Source organism: Pseudooceanicola nanhaiensis DSM 18065, assembly GCF_000688295.1.
Classification (GTDB): Bacteria; Pseudomonadota; Alphaproteobacteria; order Rhodobacterales; family Rhodobacteraceae; genus Pseudooceanicola; species Pseudooceanicola nanhaiensis.
In genome coordinates, this window is the sequence record NZ_JHZF01000013.1 from 72,052 (window position 1) to 97,649 (window position 25,598).

The window sequence follows — 25,598 nt, forward strand, 5'->3', positions numbered from 1 at the left end:
CCACATGAAACGCAGAGACATCTTCAAGGGCGCGGCGCTCGCCGCGACGATGGCACTGGCGGCGCCCGCCGTGGCGCAGGACAAGCAGACCATCGGCGTCGCCATCCCCTCGGCCACCCACGGCTTCATGGGCGGGCTGAACTGGCACGCGCAGGCGGCCATCGACCGGCTGAAAGAGACCTACCCCAACCTCGACTTCGTCCTCTCCACCGCCGGGGACGCGGGCAAGATGGTCAACGACATCGAGGACATGGTCGCCACCCGCAACATCGACGCTCTCGTCGTGCTGCCCTTCGAATCCGAGCCGCTGACCGCGCCGGTGCAGGCGGTCGCGGACCAGGGCATCTGGGTGACCGTCGTCGACCGCGGCCTCAGCCAGGAGGGGATCGAGGACCTCTACGTCGCCGGCGACAACCCGGGCTTCGGCCGCGCGGCGGGTGAGTACTTCGCCGAGAACCTGCAGGAAGGCGACAACATCGTCGTGCTCCGCGGCATCCCGACGACGCTCGACAACGAGCGGGTCGAGGCGTTCCAGGCGGCGATCGAGGGCTCCGGCATCAACGTGCTCGACATGCAGCACGGCAACTGGAACCGCGACGACGCCTTCAACGTGATGCAGGACTTCCTGTCCAAGTATGACGACATCGACGCGGTCTGGGCCTCGGACGACGACATGGCCGTCGGCGTGCTGGAAGCGATCGACCAGGCGGGCCGCAACGACGAGATGTGGGTCGTCGGCGGCGCCGGCATGAAGGAGATCATCAAGCGCATCATGGACGGCGACCCGATGCTGCCGGTGAACGTGACCTACCCGCCCGCGCAGATCGCCACCGCGATCGAGCTGACGGCGCTCGGCCTCGTCTCCCCGACCCCGGTCTCGGGCCGCTTCATCATCGGCTCGCAGCTGGTGACACCGGAGAACGCCGAACAGTTCTACTTCCCGGACAGCCCGTTCTGATCCGACCCGCCCGAAACGCGGTCAGCCCGGGTCGATGTGCCCGGGCTGACTTGTTTTCGGCGCCCCGAACGGGCAGATGAAACGGATGCAGGCAGGAGAGGCGAGATGCGGCTGATCGCGGACGTGGGCGGAACCAACACGCGGATGGCGCTGTCGTCCGCCGGAGAGGTGCTTCCCGGCACGGTGCGCAGCTTCGTCAACCGGGACTTCCCGGATTTCGAAACCCTCCTGCGGGATTTCCTCACGATGGCGGGCGAACGCCCGGACGAGATCGTGGTCGCCATCGCGGGCCCGGTGAACCCCGGCCGCGCCCGGCTGACGAACCATGACTGGAGCTTCGACGCCCGCGCGCTCTCGGCCGGGTTCGGCGCGCGCCACGTGGCCTTCGTGAACGACCTCAAGGCGCTCGGCCACGCGCTCCCGGCGCTGGATGCCGAGGGGCTGATCCCCGTGGGCCACACCGGCGGCGCAGGCCGCGGCTCGCAATCGCTGGTCGCGGGCATCGGGACCGGCTTCAACGTCTCGCCGGTGCTCTGGACCGGCGGCACCGCGCAATGCCTGCGCTCCGAACACGGCCACCTCGCCCTGCCCGACGACGTGGCCACGCCGCTGCGGGCGGAACTGGGCGAGCGCGCCGGGCATTTCGGGACCGTCGAGGATGTCTTCTCCGGCAGCGGCCTGGCCCGGATCCTGGCCGCCATGACCGGCCGGAGCGGCCTGCCGGCCGAGATCCTCGCGGACGAGGCGGCGGCGGACGTTCAGCAGGCCCGCGCCTTCTATGCCGGGCTGATCGGCCGTCTCGCGCGGAACCTGAAGCTGGCCTTCATGCCGGATGCGGGGCTCTATTTCTCGGGCTCGGTCGCGCGGGCGATCCTGACCTCTCCGGCGCGGGCGGATTTCCTGCGGGAATACGACCGGGCGATCCCGCTGGAATTCGACCTGGTGACCCCGATCTGGATCATCCGCGACGATTCGGCCGCGCTGAAGGGCTGTGCCCGGCTCGACGCCGCGCGCGAGGCCTGACACCGCGCCGCGCCACCCTTGCGGTCTCGCGCCACAGGCGCTCAACGGAGAGTTGCCGCGCGGCGCGCACGGTGCTCTACTCCATCCGACGACGCTCGCGTCCACCGGGTGCGCCCGCCGGGACGCCCTTTCGGGACATTGTGGATGGACACGACCACTCTCGCCGAGGCCTATTCGGGGATCACCCTGAACAGGTATTCCCTGATCACCGCCGAACTGATCCTGCTCATCATCCTGCCGCTCTGCGCGCTGACGGGGGTGCTGGTCGGGCGCTGGCAGCGCGGCTGGCGCATGTCGCGCGGCCTCGATGTCGACGTGAGCGTGGGCGACACGACGCTCGGCGCCATCCTCGCCCTGCTGGGCCTGATCCTCGCCTTCACCTTCGGCAATGCGCTCAGCACCTTCCAGGGCCACAAGGAGACGCTGCTGCGCGAGGCCAACGCCCTTGGCACCGCCTTCCTGCGCACCGACTACCTGCCCGAGCCCGGGGCGACCGAGCTGAAACGGGCGCTCTACGATTACGCCAATTCCCGCATCTTCCCGGATCAGCCGCTGGCCGGCGACCGCGCGGCGCTCTTCGCCTTCATCGGCCGGACACTCGAGGCGCAATCGAAGCTCTGGCCGCTGACCGTCGAGGCGACACAGCGCGACGATGTCCCGGCCCCGGTCCGGACCTTCATGGCGGGGGCCATGAACGACGTGCTCGACGCGCATCTGATCCGGGTCCAGTCGTTCAACGTGCCCGTGGCCGACGCGAGCCAGTCGATGACCCTGATGATCGCGATCATCGCGCTCCTGCTGCTCGGAGGACGCGAGGGGCTGGCGGGCCACAGCATCAACTGGCGGACCTTCGTCTTTCCCGCGATGCTCTGGGTGGTCATGTGCACGATCCTCGACACCCAGCGCGGGCAGGAAGGGCTGGTGCAGGAAGATGACGGGGTGATGCTCGCCACCATCCGCGACATGGAGCAGGCCCTGGCGCGCTGAGAGCGCGGCGCCCCGTACTCAGCCCCCCGTCGGCCGGCCCCGGAGGCCGACCAGCTCGGCCACGATGGCGCGCAATTCGTCGAAGGCGCGGGTCATCGCGCGGTCGATCAGCGCATCCGGATCGGCCTGCACCCTGGCGATGGTCCCGGTCACGGCTTCAAGCTGCGCCTCGATCCGGTCCAGCCGCTCGGCGAGCCCCGCGGCGGCGGCCGCACCTTCCGCGCTCCGCAGCTCCGCCAGATCGGATCGCGCCCCCGCGATCTCGGCCGTCAGGGCGGCGACGTCCTCGCGCAGCGGCAGCACCGCCTCGGTCGCCTGGTTCAGCTGGGCCGAGACGCCTTCCGCGGCGTCCAGCACCTTCCACGCCAGCCAGAGGCAGATGATGACGAGGATCAGCGTCGCGTTGATCAGCGCGAGCAGAAGGTTCTTGGCGGTGGTGCCGACGGTTCTTTCTGCCATGCGCTGACCCGAACTCAGGATTGCAACCGGGCTCAGGTTTGCACGCTCAGGTTTTTCCGTCCAGTGCGGACGCCGCAGGGGCCCGGCGGCGATGCATCACGGGCTGCGGGAAATCGGCCACTGACTTCCCCTGCGTCACCTATTCGATTGTCACAACACAATTCCTACGGTATCCAAAATACATCTACGCAATCTCCGGAGAACCCGCCGTGCTGAAGATGATCTACTCCCTTCTGGCCTATCTACTTGCCAACGCGGCGGGTCTGCTGCTCGCCACGCTGCTGCTTCCCGGGTTCCGCATCGACGTCCTCTCCTTCGTCTTCGCCGTCGCCCTCTTCTCGGGCATCCAGACGCTGCTCGGGCCGCTGGTGACCAAGACGGCGATCCAGTACATCCCGCAGATCCGCGGCGGCATCGCGCTGGTGACGATCTTCGTCGTGCTCTTCATCGTCGACATCCTGATGGACGGCTTCCACATGGGCGGGCTGTCCAACTGGCTCGCCGCCACGCTGCTGGTGTGGATCGGCAGCCTCGTCGCGGCGATTCTCCTGCCGATCTATGTCTTCAAGGAACTGGTCCAGCACCACCGGGAAGAGCGTCGCGACCTCTGATCAACCTGCGGCGCGGGCCGCCGCGACGGTCGCCCGCCCGGAGACACCCTTTGCCCCGGGGTCCGACGCCCCCCCCAGCTGAGAGGCCTTCCCATGCGCGTGATCCGCTTCCTTTTCGTCATCGTCGTGCTGCTCGTCGTCTTCGTGATCGGCATGGGCTACCTCTTCCCCCTGCCGGACAAGAGCGGGGTGGAGACCTCCGAGGGCGTGCCCGCCTCCGAGAACACCACCCTCGGCGCGCTTTCGTTGTCCGAATCCGAGAAGAACCCCGGCCTGAGCGGTGTCTACCCGCTGGCGGACGGGCCCGAGGCTCTGGCGGCGCGCGTCCTGCTGGCCCGCAACGCGGAAGAGACGATCGACGCGCAATATTACATCTGGCAGATGGACACGACGAGCTTCCTGCTGCTGGACGAACTGCGGCAGGCCGCCGAGCGCGGCGTGCGGGTGCGGCTCCTGCTGGACGACAACGGCATCCCCGGGCTGGACGACATGCTCTCGGGGCTGAACGCGATGGAGAATTTCGAGGTCCGCCTCTACAATCCGTTCACCCTGCGCAGCCCGAAGCTTCTGTCCTACACGTTCAACTTCTCCCGCCTGAACCACCGGATGCACAACAAGTCGATGACCGCGGACGGCGCCGTCTCGGTGATCGGGGGCCGCAACATCGGCGACATCTATTTCGAGTTCGGCGAGGGCGCGCATTACTTCGACTTCGACGTCATCGCCATGGGCCCGGTCGCGCAGGCCACGCAGGAGACCTTCGACGCCTACTGGTCCAGCGCCGCGGCCTACCCGGCGGAGCTGCTGCTGGAGGACGCGCCGGACGGGGCACAGCAGGTGGCCGATGCGGGCGCGGCCGCGCGCGAGTCGGTGGACGGGTCGGCCTATGTCGAGAAGATCCGGACCTCCAACCTGATGGCCGACCTGACTTCGGAGGAGGGCTTCTTCGACTGGACCGAGGTGCAGCTTCTGACCGACGATCCGGCGAAGACCCAGAAAGAGGTCGCCCGCGAGGATCTGCTCGTCAGGAAGCTGGGCCAGATCCTCGCCACGGCGGAAGAGAAGGTCGACCTGATCTCGGCCTATTTCATCCCGGCCGACGAGGGGACCGCCCTTCTGACATCGCTCGCCGAGAAGGGCGTCGACACCCGCGTGATGACGAACTCGCTTGAATCGAACGACGTGGCCCCGGTGCACAGCGCCTACATGAAGTACCGGCCCCAGCTGCTGGAAGACGGCGTGAAGATGCTCGAGCTCCGCTCGGATTCGCCGAACGAGAACACCGCGCTGGTGCCCGATCCGCTGGGCGTGAGCTCGAGCCTGCACGCCAAGTCCTTCGCCATCGACGGCCGGCGGGTCTTCATCGGGTCGTTCAACTTCGACCCGCGCTCGGCCTCGCTCAACACCGAGATGGGCTATCTGATCGACAGCCCCGAGATCGCCGCGAACATGGCCGCGGCGCTGGACGACGTCGAGGATTACTACCGCGTCACCTTCGACGACGACGGCCGGATCGTGTGGTTCCTGACCCGCGACGCGACGGACGAGCAGTTCGAGGTCGAACCCAACACCAGCGCCTTCCAGCGCGCCGTCGTGACCTTCATGAGCTGGCTGCCGGTCGAGTGGATGCTCTGAGCCGCGGGCGCCGCGCGTCCCGGCTGGATCCGCCGAATGACGCGGGCTGGACCTGTCGCGGCGCCCGCCGCTCGTCTTGACTGGACCATGGGCAGCCCTGCCCGATGAAGCCACGACAGGACATTCCATGCCGACCACGATCTACGCCGCGAAGAAGATCCACACGATGAGCCATGCGCGCCCGGTGGCAACCCATGTCGCGGTGCGGGACGGCCGGATCCTCGGGGCCGGAACGCTGGAAGAGCTGGAACGCTGGGGCGCCTACACGCTGGACGAGACCTTCGCCGACAAGGTGCTGATGCCCGGTTTCGTCGAGGGGCACGCCCATTCGAGCGCCGGATCGACATGGGACGGCACCTACCTCGGCTGGTTCGACCGGACGGACCCGGACGGGAGGGTGTGGGACGGGCTGAAGTCGATCGACGCCATCGTCGAGCGGCTGAAGACCGCGGCCGAGGCGAGGCCCGACGAGCCGCTCGTCATTGGCTGGGGGCTCGATCCGATCTACATGGACAACGTCCGCGTCACCCGCGAGGACCTCGACCGGGCCTGCGCTGACCGGCCGATCGTGATCATGCACGCCTCGGGCCACATCATGAACATGAACAGCGCCGCGCTGGAAAAGGCGGGCCTCCTGAAGCCCGGCATGAACCACCCGGGCATCCCCCTGGGCGGCGACGGGCTGCCCATGGGCGAGCTCAGGAGCCCCGAGATCATGGGCCCCGCCGGCGCCAAGGTGGGCTTCGACCGCGGCAAGGCGATCGAGGGCTCGTCCGAGGGGCTGATCTCCTACGCCCGGCTCTGCGTCCGCGCCGGGGTCACCACCGCGACGGACCTCGCCCGCGCGCTGACGGACGAGTCGGTCGAGCAGGCGCTGAAGGTCACCGGCGCGAAGGATTACCCGCTCTGCCTCGTGCCCTTCCGGATCATGCTCGGCATGTCGCCTGAGGACCTGGTGACCTTCACCGCCGGGCTGAAGGCGAAATCCACCGAACGCTGCGACCTCGGGCGGATCAAGGTGGTCGCCGACGGTTCCATCCAGGGCTTCACCGCCCGGCTGCTCTGGCCCGGCTACCAGAACGGCGCGCCGAACGGCCTGTGGTACATCGCGCCCGAGCAGATGGCCGAGATCTATGAACGCGCGCTCGAGGCCGGTGTTCTGGTCCACACCCACACCAACGGCAACGAGGCGACCGAGCTCGCCATCGAGACGCTCGAAGCCGCGCTGAAGAAGAGCCCCTCGCGGGACCACCGCTTCACGCTCCAGCACTGCCAGCTCGCCACGCCCGCGCAGTTCAGGCGGATGGCGCGGCTCGGGATGTGCGTGAACCTCTTCGCGAACCACCACTTCTACTGGGGCGACGAACACTACAGGTACACCGTCGGGCCGGAGCGCGCCGAGCGGATGAACGCCTGCCGCACCGCGCTCGACTCGGGCGTGCCGATGACGATCCACTCCGACGCGCCGGTGACCCCGCTCGGGCCGCTCTTCACCGCATGGGCCGCCGTCACCCGCATCACCGCCTCGGGACGGGTTCAGGGCGAGGGCGAGAAGATCACCGTGGCCGAGGCGCTCGAGGCGATCACCCTCGGCGCGGCCTTCACGCTGGGCATGGACCACCTGATCGGCTCGATCGAGGCCGGCAAGCGCGCCGATTTCGCCGTGCTCGAGGACGACCCCTACGAGGTCGCCCCCGAGGCGCTGAAGGACGTGGCCGTCTGGGGCACCGTGCAGGGCGGCCGCATCTTCGCGGCCGAAACGATCTGAGGCGACGGTCGTGACCAGGCGCCCCCGATCCGCCGGGGGCGGATCGGTGCCTCGTGGTGAGGGATGCACCCAGGTCTCCACGGTCCGTGATCCACGAACCGGCCGATTGCGGTCCCTCGCCCCCCGGTCCCCCTCTCATCACCCGATCCCGCGCTCCAGAAGCCCCATCCGGACAGGCACCCCATGCCCATGACCCCAACCCTCCCCGTCACGATCATCGGCGGCTATCTCGGCGCCGGAAAGACCACCCTGGTCAATCACCTGCTCAGGACCTCGGGCCTGCGCCTCGCGGTGATGGTGAACGAATTCGGCGCCCTGCCGATCGACCGCGACCTGATCGAGGCCGAGGGGGACGCGCTCATCTCCATCGCCGGCGGCTGCGTCTGCTGCGAATACGGCGACGACCTCGTCGGCGCGCTGATGCAGGTGCAGCAGATGACGCCGCCGCCCGACCAGGTCCTGCTGGAAAGCTCGGGCGTGGCGATCCCCGGCTCGATCCTCGCCTCGCTGATGTTCGTGGACGGGATGCGCGGGGACGGCGTGGTGGTGATGGCGGATGCGGCCGGGATCCGGACCACGGCCGCCAACCGCTACCTCGCGGACACGATCCTGCGGCAGCTCGCGGATGCCGATATCCTCGTGCTGAACAAGACGGACCTCGTCCCCGAGGCGGAGCTCGAGGCGGTCACGGCGTGGCTGCGCGAGGCGGTGCCCGGACCCCGGATCATCCCCTGCACGCAAGGCCAGGTGCCGCACGAGGCGCTCCTCGGCTCGGTCCCCCTGCCCCGGCGCGGACACCGGGTGAGCGGTCATGCGGAGGGCCTCTTCCGTTCGGTCGTGCTGCAGCCCGAAGGCGCGGTGGATGCCGTCGCGCTGGCGCGGGAGCTGGCCGAGGGCGGGCACGGGCTGGTCCGCGCGAAAGGCTACGTCCGGAATGCCGAGGGCGGGCTGGTGCTGATCCAGGTCGTGGGCGAGAGATGGGCGGTGGAGCCGATCTCCGGCCCGCACGAGACAGGCGTGGTCTGCATCGGGCTGAAGGCGGGATTCGACCCGGCGGGACTTGCGGGGCTGGGGCGGATCGAGGCCGCCTGAACCGCAAGGGCTTCGGCCATCCCGCGCACCGGAAGATCGGCAAGCGCCGCGCAGGGAACGACGAGGGACCGCCGGGTCCTGGCCGGGCCCGCCTCCCGGGCCGGGCGCTCCGGCAACAGCCCGGGGCGCGCGCGGGTCCACCCCGCCCCGTCCCGACCGCCCCGGGGTGCGTGACCTGCACGCAGCGCCCGGCCTCAGGCCGCGCGCCTCAGTTCCGGGATCGGCGGCTCCAGCTCGCCCGCGTAGTGGCAGGCGACCCGGTGCCCCTCGCCGAACCCGCGCAGGGCGGGCTTCTCCGCCCGGCAGCGCTCGGTCGCGAAGGGGCAGCGGGCGGCGAAGCGGCAGCCTGGCGGCGGGGCGGTCGGGCTCGGCGGCTCGCCCCCCAGGAGCGGCCGTTTCGCCAGGGTCCCGCGCTCGGCCTCGGGCGACAGCGCCGCCGACATCAGCGACCAGGTGTAGGGATGCATCGCCGAGGAGAAGAGCTTCGCCGCCGGCGCCTTCTCGACGAATTCGCCGAGATACATCACCGCCACCTCGTCGCAGACATATTGCACCACCGCCAGGTCGTGCGAGATGAAGACGTAGGACAGCCCCATCTCGGCCTGCAACTGCCGCAGCAGGTTCAGGATCTGCGCCTGGATCGCCACGTCGAGCGCCGAGACCGGCTCGTCGCAGACGATCAGCTCGGGCCGCGAGGCGAGCGCCCGCGCGATGCAGAGCCTTTGCCGCTGCCCGCCCGAGAACTGGTGCGGGAAGAGCCGACCGGCCTCGCGGTGCAGCCCCACGGCCGCCAGCATGTCCTCGGCCACCTTGTCGCGGCCCTTCTCGTCACCGATCCCCAGGAGGTCCAGCGGCTCGCGGATCGCCGCGCGGGCCTTCTTGCGGGGGTTGAGCGAGGAGAACGGGTCCTGAAACACCATCTGGAAGCGGTCGCGGACGGCCCGCAGGCTCTGCCCCTCCAGCCCCGAAATCTGGTGTTCCTTCAGGAAGATCGACCCCTCGGTGATCGGCACCAGCCGCATGATCGCCTGCGCGATGGTCGACTTGCCCGACCCGCTTTCGCCCACGATGCCGTAGCTCGTGCCCTTCCTGACCGAGAAATCCACCCCGTCCACCGCGTGCACCGTCCGGCGCCCGCCGCCGGGCGCGCGGCCCGCGTCGAAATGGACCTTGAGGCCGTTCACCCTGAGAAGTTCGTCGCTCATGCCATGACCTCCGTTTCGGCTTTCCAGCAGGCGGCCGCATGGGCCGGGCCGACCTCCACGTCGGGGGGCATCACGCTCCGGCAGCGGTCGTCGGCCAGCGGGCAGCGCGGCGCAAAGCGGCAGCCCTGCGGCATCCTGCCCAGCTGGGGCACCATGCCGGGGATCTCGCGCAGCACCGCCGCGCCGTCCCGCGCGGCCGCGCTGAGGCGCAGGCGCGGGGTGCAGGACATCAGCCCCGAGGTATAGGGATGCGCGGCGTGGCGCAGGATCGCGCCGGCCGGGCCGCTCTCGATCCGTTTCCCGGCGTAGAAGACGGCGACGTCGTCGGCCAGCTCGGCCACCGCGCCGAGGTCGTGGGTGATGAGCATGATCGCCGTCCCCGTCTCCTGCTGGAGCTCGCGCATCAGGGCGAAGATCTGCGCCTGCACCGTGACGTCCAGCGCCGTCGTCGGTTCGTCCGCGATGATCAGCCGGGGCTGGCAGGCGAGCGCCATGGCGATCATCACCCGCTGGCGCATCCCGCCCGAGAACTCGTGCGGATAGGCATGCAGCCGCGCCTCGGCCCCGGGGATCTGCACCGCCTTCAGCATCTCGATCGCTCGCTGCTCGGCCGCCCCGGCATCAAGCCCCTGGTGCTGCTTCACCGCCTCGGCGATCTGGTCGCCCACGGTGAAGACCGGGTTGAGCGAGGTCATCGGCTCCTGGAAGATCATCGAGATGTCGTTGCCCCTCAGCGCCCGCATCCGGGCCTCGGGCACACGGGTGATGTCCTCGCCCTCGACCAGCACCTGCCCGGCGGTGATCTCGAACCCCGGCGGCAGCAGGCGCATGATGGCGAGCGCGGTCATCGACTTGCCGCAGCCGCTCTCGCCCACGATGCCCATCGTCCTGCCGCGTTCGATCCTCAGCGAGACGTCGTCGAGCACGCGGATCGCGCCGCTTTCGCCCTTCATCTCGACGGTGAGGTTGCGGACCTCAAGGAAGGGAGTGCCGGTCATCCGCGTTTCCTCGCTCTGGGGTTCAAGGCGTCGTTGATGCCGTCGCCGATCAGGCTGATCGCGAGCACCGTGAGGAAGATGGCGATGCCCGGGCAGGTCACGGTCCACCAGGCGTCCATCAGGTAGTTCTGGTTCTGCCCGATGATCAGCCCCCAGCTCAGCTGGTTCGGATCGCCGAGGCCGAGGAACGAGAGCCCCGCCTCGAAGAGGATCGAGGCGCCCGTCACCAGCGCCGAGGCCACCACGATCGGCGGCAGCGACCCCGGCAGGATCACCCGGAACATCAGGTAGCCGTCCCTGGCCCCCGCCGCGCGGGCGGCCTTCACGTATTCGAGGCTGGCGATCCGCATGAACTCGGCCCGGGTCAGGCGGGCGATCTGGGCCCAGCCGACGATGCCGATGGCGAAGATGATGGTCCCGAGGCTGGGCGAGAAGATCGTCACCATGACCATGGCCAGCAGCAGCGAGGGCAGCACCTGGAAGAATTCGGTGAACTTCATCAGCGCCGCGTCCACCCGTCCGCCGAAGAACCCGGCGAAGGACCCCACGACGAGCCCGATCACGATGGTCATCACGGCCGAGACGGCGCCCACGATCAGCGTCACCCGCCCGCCCACGAGGATCCCGGCCAGGATGTCACGCCCGATGTAATCGGTGCCGAGCGGGGTGCCGTCTCCGGGGGGCGAGAGCGGCATCCAGACCATCTCGTAGGGGTCGACCCCGTAGATCGCCGGCCCGAAGATCGTCGCGAAGAGGATCAGCCCGAGCAGGATCAGCCCGCCCGCCGCCGACCTGTTCTTCAGGAAGATCTTCAGCGTCTCCCGCATCGGGTGGTCGGGCTTCGCGGCGGGCGCGGCCTCGACCGGGGCGGCGGTGGCCTGCATCGGTTCGCTGCTCATCATGTCCGGGCCTTTCTCATGCGGGGGTCGATCCGGCGGTAGGCGATGTCGGTCAGCAGGTTGGCGATCATCACCAGCACGGCCGAGAACAGCAGGATGCCCAGAAGGGTCGGGTAATCGCGCCGCAGGATGGATTCGTAGGCCAGCCGCCCGAGGCCGGGCCAGTTGAACACCGTCTCGACCAGCACGGCGCCGGCGAAGAGCTGACCGAACTGGAGGCCCACCATGGTCACGATCGGGATCAGCCCGTTGCGGAGCGCGTGCTTCCAGATGACCTTGTTCTCGGGCAGGCCCTTGGCGCGGGCGGTGCGGATGTAATCCTGGCCCAGAACCTCGATCATCGAGGTCCGGGCGAGGCGGGAGTAATAGGCGATGTAGATCATCGCCAGCGTGATCGTCGGCAGCACGAGGTGGTGCAGGATGTCGAGGTAATAGGCGAACCCCGAGGGTTTCCTGAGCGACTGCATCCCGGCCACCGGGAAGATCGGCCAGACCGAGGCGAAGAGGATCAGCAGCATCATCCCGATCCAGAAGACCGGCGCCGAATAGCCCACGAGCGAGATCACCGTGACGATGTGGCTGCCCGCCCCGTCGGGCTTCCGCGCCGAGAAGGCGCCGGCGAAGGTGCCGACCAGCACCGCCACGAAGAGCGCCGAGAGGCAGAGCAGCACGGTGGCCGGCACGCGCTGCAACAGCAGGTCCAGCACCGGCGTGTTGAAGTAGTAGGAATAGCCCAGGTCCCCCGTCAGCACCTTGCCGAGGTAGATGCCGAGCTGGTGCAACACGGGCTGGTCCAGCCCGTATTGCTGGCGCAGCTGGGCGATCAGCTCTTCCGAGGCGCCGCCCATCTCGCCGACGATGACCTCGACCGGATCGCCCGGGGCCATCTGGATCAGCAGGAAGTTGAGGATCACCACCGCCATCACCAGCCCGAAGGCCTCGAGCACGCGCTTGAACGCGGGTGTCAGTTTTCGCAGGGTCTGCATCGGTGGGATCCTCTCCTTCCTAGGGGGTCAGGCCGGGCTCACTCTGCCCAGTGAAGGTCGTCCATCGGAGAGACGGCGCCCCAGATCCCGTCCGGCACGCCGGCGAGGCCCTTCTTGTAGACGGTGGCGTAGGGGATCACGTTGATGAAGTAGATCGGGCTCTCGTCCACGACGATTTCCTGGAACTCGTCGTAAAGTGCCTTCCGCTTCTCCTGATCGGTCTCGAGCGCCGCTTTCTCCAGAAGCTCGTCCACCTTGGCGTTGGAATATTGCTGGGTGTTCGACCAGATCACCCCCTCGCGGATGTTCGAGGACATGTAGGTCCGGTTCACGCCGATCACCGGGTCACCCCAGTTGAACACCTGGTCCATGGTCACGTCGAAATCGTGGCTCGAGATCCGCCCGGCCCAGGTCGGGAAGTCGGGGGCGATGCGCAGCTCGACACCGATGCCGACCTTGCGGAGCTGGGACTTCATGTATTCGAGGACGTTGCGGCCCATCTCCTCGTTCGCCGCGGTGGTGTCCGCGGTGATGGTGAAGCGCAGCCCGTCGGCCCCCGGCGCCAGCCCGGCCTCGTCGAGCAGCGCGTTGGCCTTGTCGAGGTCGAGGTCGTAATTCTCGACACCCGCGTTGGCGAGCGGCGAGCCCGGCACGATCGGGCCGGGGGCCACGGGCGCCTGGCCCTGGAGCAGCGCCTTCAGGATGAAATCGCGGTCGATGGCGTAGTTGATCGCCTTGCGGACACGCACGTCGTCCAGCGGGGCCTTCCTGGTGTTGTAGGCGAGCCAGTTGATCGGCCCGATGGCCTGTCCGAGATCGCTGTCGACCACGAGGTCGGAATTCCCGCTCAGCCGTTTCAGCTCACGCGGCGAGCTGACGAAGGGCACCATGTCCAGATCGCCACGCTCCAGCGCGAGCATCAGGGAGTTGGTGTCGGGGAAGATCTGGACATAGACCTCGTCGAGGATCGGCTTGCCCTCGATGAAGAAATCCTCGTTCTTCACCATCTTGTAGTATTCGCCCTGCTTGTACTCCTCCAGCTTGAAGGGGCCCGCGCCGATCGGCTTCAGGTTCGCGGGGTTCTGCTGGATGTCGCCGTTCTCGGGGCCGTAGACGTGCTCCGGCAGGATCGGCATCAGCACCGGGGACATCGCCAGCAGCAGCGCCGGGTGCGGGTGGTCGAGGTGGATCACGACGGTGGTGTCGTCCGGCGTGTCGACCGAGGCGACCGGGGCCAGCATGGTCTTGAACGGGTGGTTCGCCTTGATCGTCTCGATCGAGAACTTCACGTCGGCCGAGGTCAGCGGCTCGCCGTCATGGAATGTCACGTCGTCGCGCAGCTTCAGCGTGACGGTCAGCCCGTCCTCCGAGGTCTCCCAGCTTTCCGCGACATAGGGCTCGGGCTCCCAGCTGTCCGAGTAGCGCAGCGGCGAGGCGTAGATGTTGGACGAGGGCATGAAGGTGAAGATGCCCGACTGGATCGCCCCGTTGAAATGGCGCGGCACGCCGGTGGAGCCGATCACGACCGAGCCTTCCGCCATCGCCGAACCGGCGCTCAGCGCGGCCATGCAGGTGGCGGCGAGCAGGGATTTCCAATGTTTCATGAGTGCAGTCTCCTGTTGGGTCTTTTGTGGTTATCGCTAAGTGAAATCGGCCTCAGACCAGCCCCGCCAGCCCGCGCAGGCCCGAGGCGATGGCGGTCGCCAGCAGCACCAGCATCGCCATGCGGCGGAACCCGCTCTCGCTGGTGCGGGCGAAGGCGCGGCCCCCGGCCCAGGTGCCGAGCAGCATCAGCGGCAGGGCGATCAGCGCCATGACGACGCTCGGCCCCGTGACCACCCCGCCCCAGATCAGCCCCGGCAGGGCCAGCAGGGAGGTGGCGAAGAAGAAGATGATCAGCGAGGCGCGGGTGCGGATCGCCGGGGTGTCCGTGGTCAGGAAATAGGCGACCGCGGGCGGCCCCGGCATCGCGGCGAAGCCGCCGAAGAGCCCCGCGACAAGCCCCGCCAGCATGGCCAGCGGCATCGACGGCGGGCCGAAGCCCGCGCGCGGCTTCCACATCAGCATGGCCAGCCCCACGAGGATCAGCGCGGCGATGGCCAGCCGCGTCACCGTGGGGTCCAGCACCAGGAGCAGCGCGACCCCGAAGGGCGTGCCGACGACCGCCCCCGCCACCATCCGCTTCAGGATCGGTCCGTCCCAGGTGCCGCGAAGCGTCACGCTGTCCTTCAGCCCGGCAAGGGATTGCAGCAACACCGCCATGGCGACCGCCTGCGAGGGCGGCAGGAAGAACGACATCGCCGGCACCGCCGCGAGGGCGAAGCCGAAGCCCGTCAGCCCCCGCAGGAACCCGGCCGCAAGGACCGAGAGGCAGACCAGAGCCGTCTCGGCCCATGGAAGCGCGTTCAGCATATGTCGGCCCCGCCTTCATCCGCCTCACATCGCCATCACGATGGTCTTCTTGCGGGTGAAATGCTCCAGCATCGCCTCGAGGCTCGCCTCCTTGCCGAGGCCCGAATTCCCGAAGCCGCCGTAGCTGAGGTTCGGCTGGATGGTCAGGTTCTGGTTCACCTGCACGTAGCCCGCGTTGATCCGGCGCGTCGCATCGAGCGCGGTGGCGAGGCTGTCGGTCCAGACCGTCGCCGCAAGCCCGTAGGGCGAATCGTTCGCCGCCGCGATCACCGCCTCGTAATCGCTCCACCGCTGGATCATGCAGACCGGGCCGAAGATCTCCTCGCGCGCGGCCGGGCTGTCCTCGGGCAGGTCCAGCAGCAGCGTCGGCTGCATGAAGAGGTCGGGGGCGAGGTGATCCTCCGTCGGCAGGGTCCCGCAGCGGAGGACGCTGGCGCCCGGCGTCTGCTCGGCGATGCGGACATAGCGGTCGATGGTCGCCTTCTGCCGCGGATTGATGATGGTCCCGATCTCGGTCGCCTCGTCCAGCGGGTCGCCGATGACCATCGCGTCGAGCTTCGTCTTCAGCGCCGAGAGGAAAGCGTCGTAGAGGCTTTCGTGCACGTAGATCCGCGAGGCCGCGGTGCAGCTCTGCCCCTGACGGGTGAAGCGCATCCCGTTGATCGCCCCGGCCACGACCTTGCCGAGGTCCGCATCCGCGCAGACGATCATCGGGGACTTGCCGCCCAGCTCCAGCGACACCGGCACGATCCGCTGCGCGCCCGCGCCATAGACGATGCGGCCCGCATTCTCGGATCCCGTGAAGGTGATCTTGGCGATGTCCGGATGCGCGGTCAGCGCCGCGCCGCAGCTCGGGCCGTCGCCCACGACCACGTTCACCACGCCCGCGGGCAGGTAACGGTCGAGGATCACGGCGCAGGCGAGGGTGGCAAAGGGGGCTTCCTCGGACGCCTTGATGACGACGGTGTTCCCGGCGACCAGGGCGGGCGCGATCTTCAGCATGGTCAGCACCAGCGGCACGTTCCACGGCACGATCGCGCCCACGACGCCGAGCGGTTCGCGCGTGGTCGTGGCGAAGACGGAGGGGTCGAAGGGCACGGTCTCGCCCTTCAGCTCGGAGCCGAGCCCGCCGTAGAATTCGAGCAGGTCCGCGGCGACCGCCAGCTCTCCCCTGCATTCGGTGGCGACCGCCTTGCCGGTCTCGCGGGCCAGCAGTTTCGCCAGCACCGCGGCCTCGGCGATGATCGCGCGGCCCGCTTCGGCCACCATCTTGCCGCGCTTGCGGGCGTTGGTGCCCGCCCATCCCGGCTGCGCCGCCTTCGCGGCGGCGACGGCGGCGGAGACCTCGGCCTCTCCGGACGCGGCGGCGGAGCCGAGCACCCGCATCAGCGCGGGTTCCATCACGTCGAGCGAGGCGGCGGCCCCGGTCAGCGCACCGCCGATGAAGTTGCGATCGGCCAGGACGGCAAGCCAGTCCTCGGCGGTGGTTGCGTCCTCGGGACGCGTCGGGGTGGGGAGTACCTTGTCCATGGTGCCACTCTGCCGCGTCGCAGCGTGGCCCATAGGTCCAGCCAGCGGGATTGGAGGGTTCCAGAGCCCCGGCGCCCTTGTTTCACGGCAAGGGCGGGAGGGAACGCGCGGACCGGCGCCTGTTTATTGTGCAGCATTCCGCAGCGATGCCCGCCTGGACGCCAAGGCGCGTCAGCGGCCCTGCAGATACCGCGCGGCCGTGGCGATCTCGGCAATGCCGGGCGCGATGAGTCGCTGGTCGATGGCGCTCAGACCCAGCCGGAAGAACCGCCCGCCCAGATGCGGCGCGACGAAGGGATCCCCCTTCTCGACCAGCACGCCGCGCTCCGCGCAGGCGGCGATCAGCTCCGTGGCCTCGAGGTCGGGCGGACATTCGATCCAGAGGCTCGAGCCCCCGATGCTCCGGCTCATGCGGAAGTCCGGCAGCTCGCGCCGCACGCAGGCGACGGCCTCCTGCCAGCGGTGCGACAGCGCCTCCCGGACGACCCGGACCATGCCCTCGTAATGCCCGTTCGCCAGAAGGATCGCCGCCGTCCGCTGGTTGTTCAGCGGCGCCGAACGGTGCATCAGCCGCCGCATCGCGCGGGCCTCGGCGATCAGCGGGGCGGGGGCGACGATGTAACCGATCCGCACGCCCGGCGCGAGGATCTTGGACATGGTGCCGATGTAGACGACCCGCCCCGAGCGGTCGATCGACTTCAGCGCGGGCGGCGTCTCGGCCGAGCGGATCTCGCCCTCGTAATCGTCCTCGAGGATCAGGAAATCCTCGCGCTCCGCGAGGTCCAGAAGCTGCGACCGCCGCTCGTGGCTCATCGTCACCATGGTCGGGCAATGGTGCGCGGGCGTGACGAAGACGAGGCCCGCGCCCCGCAGTTTCGCCTGCGCCGCGCCGTCCAGCACCACCCCGTCGTCGTCGACGGCGAGGCGGCGGATCTCGGCCCGGTGCGCCTCGAAGATGTTCTGCGCGTCGGGATAGCCCGGGTCCTCCACCGCCACCGGGTCGCCGGGGCGCAGCAGCAGTTGCGACAGCAGGAAGATCCCGTGCTGGGAGCCCAGCGTCACCATCACCTCGTCGCGCCGGGCGAAGATGCCCCGCTGCGGCAGGACGTGGCGGCAGAGCTGTTCGACCAGCAGCGGATCGTCCTCGAGCGCGCGGTCCGAGGCCCAGTAGTCGATCGCCGACCGCCCGAGCGCGTCCCGCGAACAGGCGCGCCACTGGTCGACCGGGAAGAGGTTCCGGTCCACCTGGCCGTAGACGAAGGGATACTTGTAATCGTGCCAGTCCCACGGCTTCTCGATGTGCCGCATCCGGGAGGGGGCGAATTTCAGGTGCCGGTCCCAGGCGACCTCGGTCCCCGTGGGCGCGTTGGCCTCCGCCTCGACGGGCAGGTGCTGCTCGGTCGCGCCGACGAAGAAGCCCATCCGCTCGCGGGATTCGAGGAACCCCTGCGAGACGAGTTCCTCGTAGGCCGCCGTCACCGTGTTCCGCCCGATGCCGAGGCTCTTGGCCAGATGGCGGGTCGCCGGCATCCGCTGGCCGCCCTGCAGCTTGCCGTCGAGGATCGCGTTGACGAGCGACTGGCGGATCCATGACTGGAGCGGGGTCCCCGGAGCACGGGGCTGGAAGAGAGCGTTGTCGAGCATGGCCCGAGGGTCGCGTCGGGGGCCGCGCCCGTCAATATGCCGCGCCGCGGCGCCGGGTCACGATACGCGAAGGTCCGGGCGCGCCGCCGGACTCTGCCTGTTATTCGGGCGGAGCTCACGCGCCCACCCCGCGTGAGCCGGGCATCGGGAAAGGCTCGGCCGCCGGAGCGGCCGGCTCCTCAGCCCGCCACCTCGCCGATCGCCGCGTCGATCGCCTCGACGATCATGTCGATGTCATCGCCCGTCGAGATCAGCGCGGGCGACAGGCAGAGCGTGTTGTTGAACCCGGGGATCGAGCGGTTCGTCATCCCGATGATCACGCCGCGCCTGTCGCAGGCGCCCACCACCTGCGCCACGAGCTTCTCGTCCATCGGCTCCCGGGTCTTGCGGTCCGCCACCAGCTCGGCCCCGGCGAAGAGCCCGAGCCCCCGCACGTCACCGACGCAGGCGTGCTTCTCCTTCAGCCCCTCGAGCCCGGCCATCAGCCGCGCGCCCATCTCGGTCGTGTTGGCCAGAAGCCCCTCGGCCTCGATGATCCGCATGTTCTCGATCGCCGCCGCCGGGCCGGCGGTGCAGCCGCCGAAGGTCGAGATGTCGCGGAAATGGTCCAGCGGATCGCCCGCGTCGGTCCGGAACAGGTCGAACACCGCCTCGGTGGTCACGAGGCAGGCGATGGCGGCATAGCCCGAGGCCACGCCCTTCGCCATCGTCACCATGTCGGGCTTCACGCCGTAATGCTGGTAGCCGAACCATTCGCCGGTCCGGCCCACGCCGCAGACGACCTCGTCGATATGCAGCAGGATGTCGTACTTGCGGCAGATCTCCTGCACCCGCTCCCAGTAACCCTTCGGCGGCACGATCACCCCGCCCCCCGCCGTCACCGGCTCCAGGCACAGGGCACCGACGGTCTCGGGCCCCTCCCGCAGGATGACCTCCTCGATGGCATCTGCCGCCCGCTCTCCGTAATTCTCCACGTCCCATTGCGCCCGGTATTCCAGGCAATGCGGCACCTCGACGAAATCCGGCGCGAAGGGGCCGTATTGCGCCGCCCGCTGCTGCTGCCCGCAGGCCGAGAGCGCGCCGATGGTGGTGCCGTGGTAGTCCCGCTCGCGGAACAGCACCTTCGTCTTCTTCCCGCCGTAGCGCTTGTGCGCGATCTGGCGGACCATCTTGAAGGCCTTCTCGTTCGCCTCGGATCCGCTGTTCGTGTAATAGACCCGGGTCATCCCGGGCATCTTGTCGGTCAGCATCTCGGCAAAGCGCGCGCCGGGGATCGAGCCCGCGCTGCCGGCGAAATAATTCATCCTCACCACCTGGTCGCGGATCGCGTCGCCGATGCTCTCGCGGCCGTAGCCGACGTTGACCGTCCAGACCCCGCCCGAGACGGCGTCGAGGAACTCGGTCCCGTTCTGGTCCCAGACCCGCAGGCCGCGGCCCTCGACGATGATGCGGGGGTCCTTCGCGTCGAAGGCGCGGTGCTGCATGAGGTGGTGCCAGACATGGGCGCGGTCGGCCTCGACGATGCCGCTCAGATCGTTGTCGTACATGGAATGCTCCTTCGGGAATGGCGTGTTCGGCCCACCAAGCGGGCTCCGGCGGCCAGGGAACAGCGCCAGCCCGGCCGAAACGGAGGTGCCAGCCGCGGGCCGGCGCGCTGATCCGGGAGCAAGCCGGCCCGTCAGGGCCTGCGCGGGTTCAGCGCCGGGACCGGGCCGTAGGCGCGCGGCGCGTCCTGGAAGATCGCCGCCGGCGCGGGGTAGGAGACCGGGCCGTTCGGCGTCTCGACCGTCACGCGCCTGAGATGCGGATGCGCCGAGAGCCCCGCCATGTCGTTCACGACCGCGAGCGCCACGTCCGCGCGCAGGAGCGCCGCGATGGCGTCGTCGCGGTCCCGCGCCGCGAACGCCGCGCCCACGATGGCATCCGTCTCGGCCCGGTTGCGCACCCGCTCCACGTTGGTGGCGAAACGCGCATCGGTCCCGAGCCCCACGTCCTCCAGGAACTCCGCGCAGAGCTTCCGCCACTCCCTGTCGCTCTGGACCGAGATCAGCACGAGCGTGCCGTCGCGCGTCTCGAAGGCGCCGTAGGGCGCGATGGAGGGATGCGCCATCCCGATCCGCCGCGGGCTCTTGCCGCCCTCGTGGTTCAGGAGCGGCACGGTCAGCCAGTCCGCCATCACGTCGAACATGGAGATCGAGATATGCGCCCCCTCGCCGGTGATCCCGCGCCGGATCAGCGCCTCGAGGATCGCGGCATGCGCCGTGGCGCCGGTCGCGATATCGACGATGGAGAGCCCCACGCGGGCGGGTTCCGACGGCCCGCCGGTGATCGAACAGAGCCCGCTTTCGGCCTGGATCAGCAGGTCATAGGCCTTGCGGTCGGCCATCGGGCCGTCGTCGCCATAGCCGCTGATCCCGCAGGTGATGAGCCGGGGATAGTCGCGCCCCAGCCGGTCGGTCCCGAACCCGAGCCGCTCCAGCGCGCCGCGCTTGAGGTTCTGGATCAGCACGTCGGCCTCGCCCAGCAGGGCCTCGAGCTCGGCCTTGCCCTCCGGCGAGGCGAGGTCCAGCGTGACCGAGGTCTTGCCGCGGTTCAGCCAGACGAAATAGCTCGACTGCCCGGCGGCCACGTCGTCGTAGCCGCGCGCGAAATCACCCTCGGGGCGTTCGATCTTTATGACCTCGGCCCCGGCATCCGCCAGCCGGGACGAGGCGAAGGGCGCGGCCACCGCCTGTTCGATGGCGACGACCTTGAGACCCGCGAGCGGCAGCACCATCAGAAGGACCTCGGCATGCCGAGCACGTGCTGGCCGACGTAGCTGAGGATCATGTTCGTCGAGATCGGCGCGACCTGATAGAGCCGGGTCTCGCGGAACTTGCGTTCGACATCGTATTCCTCGGCGAAGCCGAAGCCGCCGTGGAACTGGATGCAGGCGTTGGCCGCCTCCCAGGACGCCTTGGCGGCGAGGTACTTCGCCATGTTTGCCTGCGCGCCGCAGGGTTCGTCCGCGTCATACAGGCGGCAGGCCTCGAACCGCATCAGGTCGGCCGCCGCGGTCTCGATGTAGCTTTCGGCGATCGGGAACTGCACGCCCTGGTTCTGGCCGATGGGCCGGCCGAAGACGACGCGTTCCTTGGTGTAGGCGGTCACCTTGTCGATGAACCACCACGCGTCCCCGATGCATTCCGCCGCGATCAGCACCCGCTCGGCGTTGAGCCCCGAAAGCAGGTGCTTGAACCCCTGCCCCTCGGTCCCGATCAGGTTCTCGGCCGGGATCTCGAGGTTGTCGAAGAAGAGCTCGTTGGTCTCGTGGTTGACCATGTTGCGGATCGGCTTGACGGTCAGGCCGTTCCCGAGGGCTTGCTTGATGTCGACCATGAAGATCGACATGCCCTCCGACGGCTTCCGGCACTCTTCGACGGGCGTGGTCCGGGCGAGCAGGATCATCAGGTCGGAATGCTGGACCCGGCTGATCCAGACCTTCTGGCCATTGACGACGTATTTGTCGCCCTTCTTCACCGCGGTGGTCTTGAGCTTCGTGGTGTCGGTGCCGGTCGTGGGCTCCGTCACGCCCATCGACTGGAGCCGCAGGTCGCCCGCGGCGATGGCGGGCAGGTACTTCTGCTTCTGCGCGTCGGACCCGTACTTGATGAGCGTGTTGATGACGTACATCTGCCCGTGGCAGGCGCCGGAATTGCCGCCCGAGCGGTTGATCTCTTCCATGATGACCGAGGCTTCGGCGAGCCCCAGCCCCGAGCCGCCGAATTCCTCGGGGATCAGCGCGGCCAACCAGCCTTCCTTGACCAGCGCGTCGACGAACTCTTCCGGGTAGCCGCGCTCCTGGTCGACCTTGCGGTGGTATTCGTCGGGGTACTGGGCGCAGAGCGCGCGGACGCCGTCGCGGATGTCCTGGTACTGGTCCGGGGCCTGTTCGATCATGGGTGTCTCCTCTGGGTCGCGCGGGATGATGCCGTCCGGGGGCATAATGATCAAATATCCGATTTGCCTGTGTCCCATATCGAAAATATATGGATAAGGATCCGGACCGGAGGCGACCATGGACACCAGAAAGCTCCGCTATTTCCTCGCCATCGTGGAGGAGGGCGCCTTTTCGCGCGCCGCCGGGCGGCTCAACGTGGCCCAGCCCGCGCTCTCGCTGCATGTCCGCCGGATGGAGGAGGCGCTTGGCACGCCGCTCCTGATCCGCGAACCGCAGGGCGTGCGCGTGACCGAGGCGGGCGACCTCCTCGCCCGCCGCGCCCGCGCCGTCCTGTCCGAGCTCGACCGGACCGAGGAGGAGCTGAAGAGCTTCGGCCGCGAACCCTCCGGCACCGTCAGGATCGGCCTGCCCGGCACGATCAGCGGCATCCTCTCGGTCCCGCTGATCGCCGAGACCCGGGCACGCTACCCCCGGATCAAGCTGATCATCGCCGAGGCGATGTCGGGCTTCGTCCGGGACTGGCTGCACGACGGGCGGGTGGATCTGGCCGTGCTCTACGCCGAATTGCGCGAGCCCGGCGTGCGGTCGGAGGTCCTTTTGCGCGAGGAGCTCGTGCTGCTGCGCCCGCCCGGCCCGACTGCGGCCCCCCTGCCCCCGGAGGCGCTGAAGGACCTGCCGCTGATCCTGCCCTCGAACCCGCACGGCCTGCGCAAGATGATCGAGGCGGACCTGCCCGGCATGACGCTCGATCCGGTGATCGAGGTCGACAGCTATGCCAGCATCAAGAAGCTGGTGGCGGCGGGATACGGCTGCTCCGTCCTGCCCTATCACACCGTGGTCGACGAGGTCGCCCGGGGCGCGCTGCAGGCCCTGCCCTTCGCCGGCCCGGGGCTGAGCCGTCACGCCTGTCTCGCCTATGCCTCCGCCCGCCCGCTGACCGGGGCCGCCGAGGCCGTGAGCCTGCTGCTGAAGGAGGTGGTCGCCGGGCTGATCCGCGACGAGACATGGGCCGGCGCCCGGCAGATCGACGGCTGAACCGGGCCCGTCGCGCCTTTGCCAAACGGCGCCACATCTGTATCACCTGCAGGGACGCTTCCCGAAAGGACAGGCCATGACCCACGTTTTCCCCCGTCACACCAAGGCAGACCTGCCGGTCGCCGTCCACGGCGACGGCATCTACCTCGTCGACAGCACCGGCAAACGCTACCTGGACGGCTCCGGCGGCGCGGCGGTCTCCTGTCTCGGCCACAGCGACGCCGAGGTGCGCGAGGCCGTCCGGCGGCAGGTGGACACGCTGGCCTTCGCCCATACCTCCTTCCTGACCTCGGAACCCGCCGAGGCGCTGGCCGACAAGCTGATCGAACATGCGCCGAAGGGTCTTGACCGGGTCTACTTCGTCTCGGGCGGTTCCGAGGCGATGGAGGCCGCGCTGAAGCTGGCGCGGCAGTATTTCCTCGAGATCGGCCAGCCGCAGCGCCATCACATCATCGCCCGGCGGCAGAGCTATCACGGCAACACGCTGGGCGTCCTGGCCACGGGCGGCAACATGTGGCGCCGCGAACCCTTCGCGCCGCTCCTGATCGGCACCAGCCACATCGCGCCCTGCTACGCCTACCGCGACCAGCGCGGCGACGAGACCGCCGAGGCCTACGGCCTGCGCGCCGCGGACGAGCTGGAGGCCGAGATCCAGCGCCTGGGCCCCGACAACGTGATGGCCTTCGTCGCCGAGCCTGTGGTCGGCGCCACGCTGGGCGCGGTGCCGCCGACCCCGGGCTATTTCCGGCGCATCCGCGAGATCTGCGACCGCCACGGCGTGCTGCTGATCCTCGACGAGGTGATGTGCGGCATGGGCCGGACCGGCACGCTCTTCGCCTGCGAGCAGGACGGGATCGCGCCCGACATCACCGCGATCGCCAAGGGGCTCGGCGCGGGCTACCAGCCGATCGGGGCGATGCTCTGCACCGGCGCGATCTACCGCGCCATCGAACAGGGCTCGGGCTTCTTCCAGCACGGCCACACCTACCTCGGCCACCCGGTCGCCACGGCGGCGGCGCTCGCGGTGCTGGGCAAGCTGACGGACGGCGGGCTCGTCGCGCGCTCGCAGGCAATGGGAGAGGTGCTCCAGTCCGCGCTCGAGGCGGCCTTCGGCCAGCATCCGAACGTGGGCGACATCCGGGGCCGCGGCCTCTTCCGCGGCATCGAGCTGGTCGCCGACCGCGAGACGAAGGACCCCTTCGCGCCCGGTCACAACGTGGCCGCGCGGGTGAAGAAGGCGGCTTTCGAGGCCGGGCTGATCTGCTACCCGATGAGCGGCACGGTCGACGGCCGGCACGGCGACCACGTCCTGCTGGCCCCGCCCTTCATCATCGAGGAGGCGCAGATCGACGAGCTGGTCCGGAAACTGGGCATCGCGCTCGAGGCCGCGACCGGCACGGGGGCCGCGGCATGAGCAGCGCGCCCGACCTTTCCCCGATCGCCGATGCCGACTGGCCCGAGGCGGTCGCGGACCTGCTGCCGGGCTTTGCCGGCCAGCTCAACGTCTACCGCACGATGGCGCATGGTCCCGATCTGCTCCGCGCCTGGGCCCCGCTGCGCCAGCACGTGGTGAAGGACACCGCCCTCGGTCCCGCGCGGTCCGAGGTGGTGATCCTGCGCACCGGCCATGCCCTCGGCTCGCCCTACGAATGGGCGCACCACGTCGTCCGCGCCCGCGCCTGCGGGCTGAGCGACCGGCGCATCGCCGCGCTCCGCGGCCCGGTCGAGGCGATGGAGCCCGAGGACGCGCTCATCGCCGGCGCGGTGGACGAGCTTTTCGGGCGGAAGGCGCTCTCGCAGGACACGCAGGCCCGGCTCACCGCGCTCGTCGGCGTGCAGGGCATGCTCGACCTGATCGCCACGGTTGGGTTCTACTCGGTCCTCGGCTACCTGCTGAACAGCGCCGGCACGCCGATCGACCACGACATCGCGGAGGCGCTGGAGCGCGACCCGCTGGAGGGGTGACGGCGGGGGCCGCCGGGCGCGGTGGCGGACCGGACGGAAGAAGGTTCGAACACATTCTTCGACGCACTCGAGAGTCCTGCCGCCGGGCTCTCGGCACCAAAGGCTCGCAGGATGATCTCTGGCGGCGCGCGGCACCAGCCGCGCCATGTTTGACGCGAACTGCGGACGGACGTCAGTCCCTTCCCACAATCTGAGCGGGAGACGAGCGCCGCCCGTCCAGCGGTCGACAGGGCCATGGATCGCACCTGCGCCTGCGCCCACATCGCCAGGACGGGCAAATGCATCGCCTTGCAGCAAGACCTGCGAAATGCCGCAAAAGCGGACCTTCAGATGGAAGCGGCGGGGCAGGTCCTCTTCGGGGAGGGATCTTGAGGTTTGCGGGCTTTCGCCGCGATTTCATTTGCCCGGAGGCACCTTACGACAGCATACTGACTTCACCGAGGCCATTCGC

At 69.1% G+C, this 25,598-nt stretch carries 22 protein-coding genes; 10 read left to right on the forward strand and 12 right to left on the reverse strand.

Features of this window, described 5'->3' with window-relative positions:
* Positions 1–4: 4 nt before the first annotated feature.
* The 3 genes from Q344_RS0110460 to Q344_RS0110470 all read left to right on the forward strand — a co-directional run bounded on the left by Q344_RS0110460 (position 5) and on the right by Q344_RS0110470 (position 2,968).
* Positions 5–958: an ABC transporter substrate-binding protein gene (locus Q344_RS0110460; RefSeq protein WP_028286654.1), complete on the forward strand. Its 954-nt coding sequence runs from the start codon at positions 5–7 to the stop codon at positions 956–958.
* Positions 959–1,063: 105 nt separating this feature from the next.
* A complete protein-coding gene (locus tag Q344_RS0110465) occupies positions 1,064–1,981 on the forward strand; it encodes a glucokinase (RefSeq protein ID WP_028286655.1) in 918 nt (305 codons plus the stop codon).
* Between the two features lie 144 nt (positions 1,982–2,125).
* Positions 2,126–2,968 (forward strand): hypothetical protein, encoded by an 843-nt coding sequence (locus Q344_RS0110470; protein WP_028286656.1) that lies wholly within the window; start codon positions 2,126–2,128, stop codon positions 2,966–2,968.
* 18 nt (positions 2,969–2,986) lie between these two features.
* Here Q344_RS0110470 and Q344_RS23705 read toward each other — a convergent pair whose 3' ends face one another.
* Positions 2,987–3,427, reverse strand: a complete 441-nt coding sequence (locus Q344_RS23705) for a hypothetical protein (protein WP_051630551.1) — start codon at positions 3,425–3,427, stop codon at positions 2,987–2,989.
* A 218-nt stretch (positions 3,428–3,645) separates the two neighbouring features.
* Between Q344_RS23705 and Q344_RS0110480 the strand changes: the two genes are divergently transcribed.
* From Q344_RS0110480 to Q344_RS25120, 4 genes are all read left to right on the forward strand, one after another.
* Complete coding sequence (locus Q344_RS0110480) at positions 3,646–4,038, forward strand: phage holin family protein (RefSeq protein WP_308423377.1); 393 nt, start codon at positions 3,646–3,648, stop codon at positions 4,036–4,038.
* Between the two features lie 93 nt (positions 4,039–4,131).
* Entirely contained in the window at positions 4,132–5,673 is a 1,542-nt protein-coding gene (locus Q344_RS0110485; protein WP_028286658.1) for a phospholipase D family protein, read from the forward strand.
* Between the two features lie 127 nt (positions 5,674–5,800).
* Positions 5,801–7,441, forward strand: a complete 1,641-nt coding sequence (locus Q344_RS0110490; protein ID WP_028286659.1) for an amidohydrolase — start codon at positions 5,801–5,803, stop codon at positions 7,439–7,441.
* Between the two features lie 183 nt (positions 7,442–7,624).
* Complete coding sequence (locus tag Q344_RS25120) at positions 7,625–8,533, forward strand: CobW family GTP-binding protein (RefSeq protein WP_051630553.1); 909 nt, start codon at positions 7,625–7,627, stop codon at positions 8,531–8,533.
* Between the two features lie 194 nt (positions 8,534–8,727).
* On the opposite strand, the gene Q344_RS0110500 is transcribed toward Q344_RS25120, so the two are convergent.
* The 11 genes from Q344_RS0110500 to Q344_RS0110550 form a co-directional block, all read right to left on the reverse strand.
* A complete protein-coding gene (locus Q344_RS0110500; protein ID WP_028286660.1) occupies positions 8,728–9,738 on the reverse strand; it encodes an ABC transporter ATP-binding protein in 1,011 nt (336 codons plus the stop codon).
* Positions 9,735–10,736: an ABC transporter ATP-binding protein gene (locus Q344_RS0110505; protein ID WP_028286661.1), complete on the reverse strand. Its 1,002-nt coding sequence runs from the start codon at positions 10,734–10,736 to the stop codon at positions 9,735–9,737. The genes Q344_RS0110500 and Q344_RS0110505 overlap by 4 nt, the downstream gene beginning before the upstream one ends.
* Positions 10,733–11,638: an ABC transporter permease gene (locus Q344_RS0110510; protein ID WP_229669266.1), complete on the reverse strand. Its 906-nt coding sequence runs from the start codon at positions 11,636–11,638 to the stop codon at positions 10,733–10,735. The genes Q344_RS0110505 and Q344_RS0110510 overlap by 4 nt, the downstream gene beginning before the upstream one ends.
* On the reverse strand, positions 11,635–12,621 hold the full coding sequence (locus tag Q344_RS0110515) for an ABC transporter permease (RefSeq protein ID WP_028286663.1): 987 nt from the start codon (positions 12,619–12,621) through the stop codon (positions 11,635–11,637). The genes Q344_RS0110510 and Q344_RS0110515 overlap by 4 nt, the downstream gene beginning before the upstream one ends.
* Positions 12,622–12,659: 38 nt before the next feature.
* Positions 12,660–14,225: an ABC transporter substrate-binding protein gene (locus Q344_RS0110520; RefSeq protein ID WP_028286664.1), complete on the reverse strand. Its 1,566-nt coding sequence runs from the start codon at positions 14,223–14,225 to the stop codon at positions 12,660–12,662.
* 52 nt (positions 14,226–14,277) lie between these two features.
* A complete protein-coding gene (locus Q344_RS0110525) occupies positions 14,278–15,033 on the reverse strand; it encodes a sulfite exporter TauE/SafE family protein (RefSeq protein WP_028286665.1) in 756 nt (251 codons plus the stop codon).
* Between the two features lie 24 nt (positions 15,034–15,057).
* On the reverse strand, positions 15,058–16,563 hold the full coding sequence (locus Q344_RS0110530; RefSeq protein ID WP_028286666.1) for an aldehyde dehydrogenase family protein: 1,506 nt from the start codon (positions 16,561–16,563) through the stop codon (positions 15,058–15,060).
* A gap of 171 nt (positions 16,564–16,734) precedes the next feature.
* Positions 16,735–18,207, reverse strand: a complete 1,473-nt coding sequence (pdxR, locus tag Q344_RS23715; RefSeq protein ID WP_036539089.1) for a MocR-like pyridoxine biosynthesis transcription factor PdxR — start codon at positions 18,205–18,207, stop codon at positions 16,735–16,737.
* Between the two features lie 179 nt (positions 18,208–18,386).
* Positions 18,387–19,754, reverse strand: a complete 1,368-nt coding sequence (locus Q344_RS0110540) for an aminotransferase family protein (protein WP_028286667.1) — start codon at positions 19,752–19,754, stop codon at positions 18,387–18,389.
* A 131-nt stretch (positions 19,755–19,885) separates the two neighbouring features.
* Positions 19,886–20,983, reverse strand: coding sequence for a CaiB/BaiF CoA transferase family protein (locus Q344_RS0110545; RefSeq protein ID WP_268238697.1), 1,098 nt, complete (start codon positions 20,981–20,983; stop codon positions 19,886–19,888).
* Complete coding sequence (locus tag Q344_RS0110550) at positions 20,983–22,146, reverse strand: acyl-CoA dehydrogenase family protein (protein ID WP_028286669.1); 1,164 nt, start codon at positions 22,144–22,146, stop codon at positions 20,983–20,985. The genes Q344_RS0110545 and Q344_RS0110550 overlap by 1 nt, the downstream gene beginning before the upstream one ends.
* Before the next feature lie 118 nt (positions 22,147–22,264).
* On the opposite strand from Q344_RS0110550, the gene Q344_RS0110555 reads away from it, so the two are divergent.
* The 3 genes from Q344_RS0110555 (at position 22,265) to Q344_RS0110565 (ending at position 25,147) form a co-directional block, all read left to right on the forward strand.
* On the forward strand, positions 22,265–23,182 hold the full coding sequence (locus Q344_RS0110555) for a LysR family transcriptional regulator (protein ID WP_028286670.1): 918 nt from the start codon (positions 22,265–22,267) through the stop codon (positions 23,180–23,182).
* A 76-nt stretch (positions 23,183–23,258) separates the two neighbouring features.
* Positions 23,259–24,596, forward strand: coding sequence for an aspartate aminotransferase family protein (locus Q344_RS0110560; RefSeq protein WP_028286671.1), 1,338 nt, complete (start codon positions 23,259–23,261; stop codon positions 24,594–24,596).
* Positions 24,593–25,147 (forward strand): carboxymuconolactone decarboxylase family protein, encoded by a 555-nt coding sequence (locus Q344_RS0110565; RefSeq protein ID WP_028286672.1) that lies wholly within the window; start codon positions 24,593–24,595, stop codon positions 25,145–25,147. The genes Q344_RS0110560 and Q344_RS0110565 overlap by 4 nt, the downstream gene beginning before the upstream one ends.
* Positions 25,148–25,598: the final 451 nt, after the last annotated feature.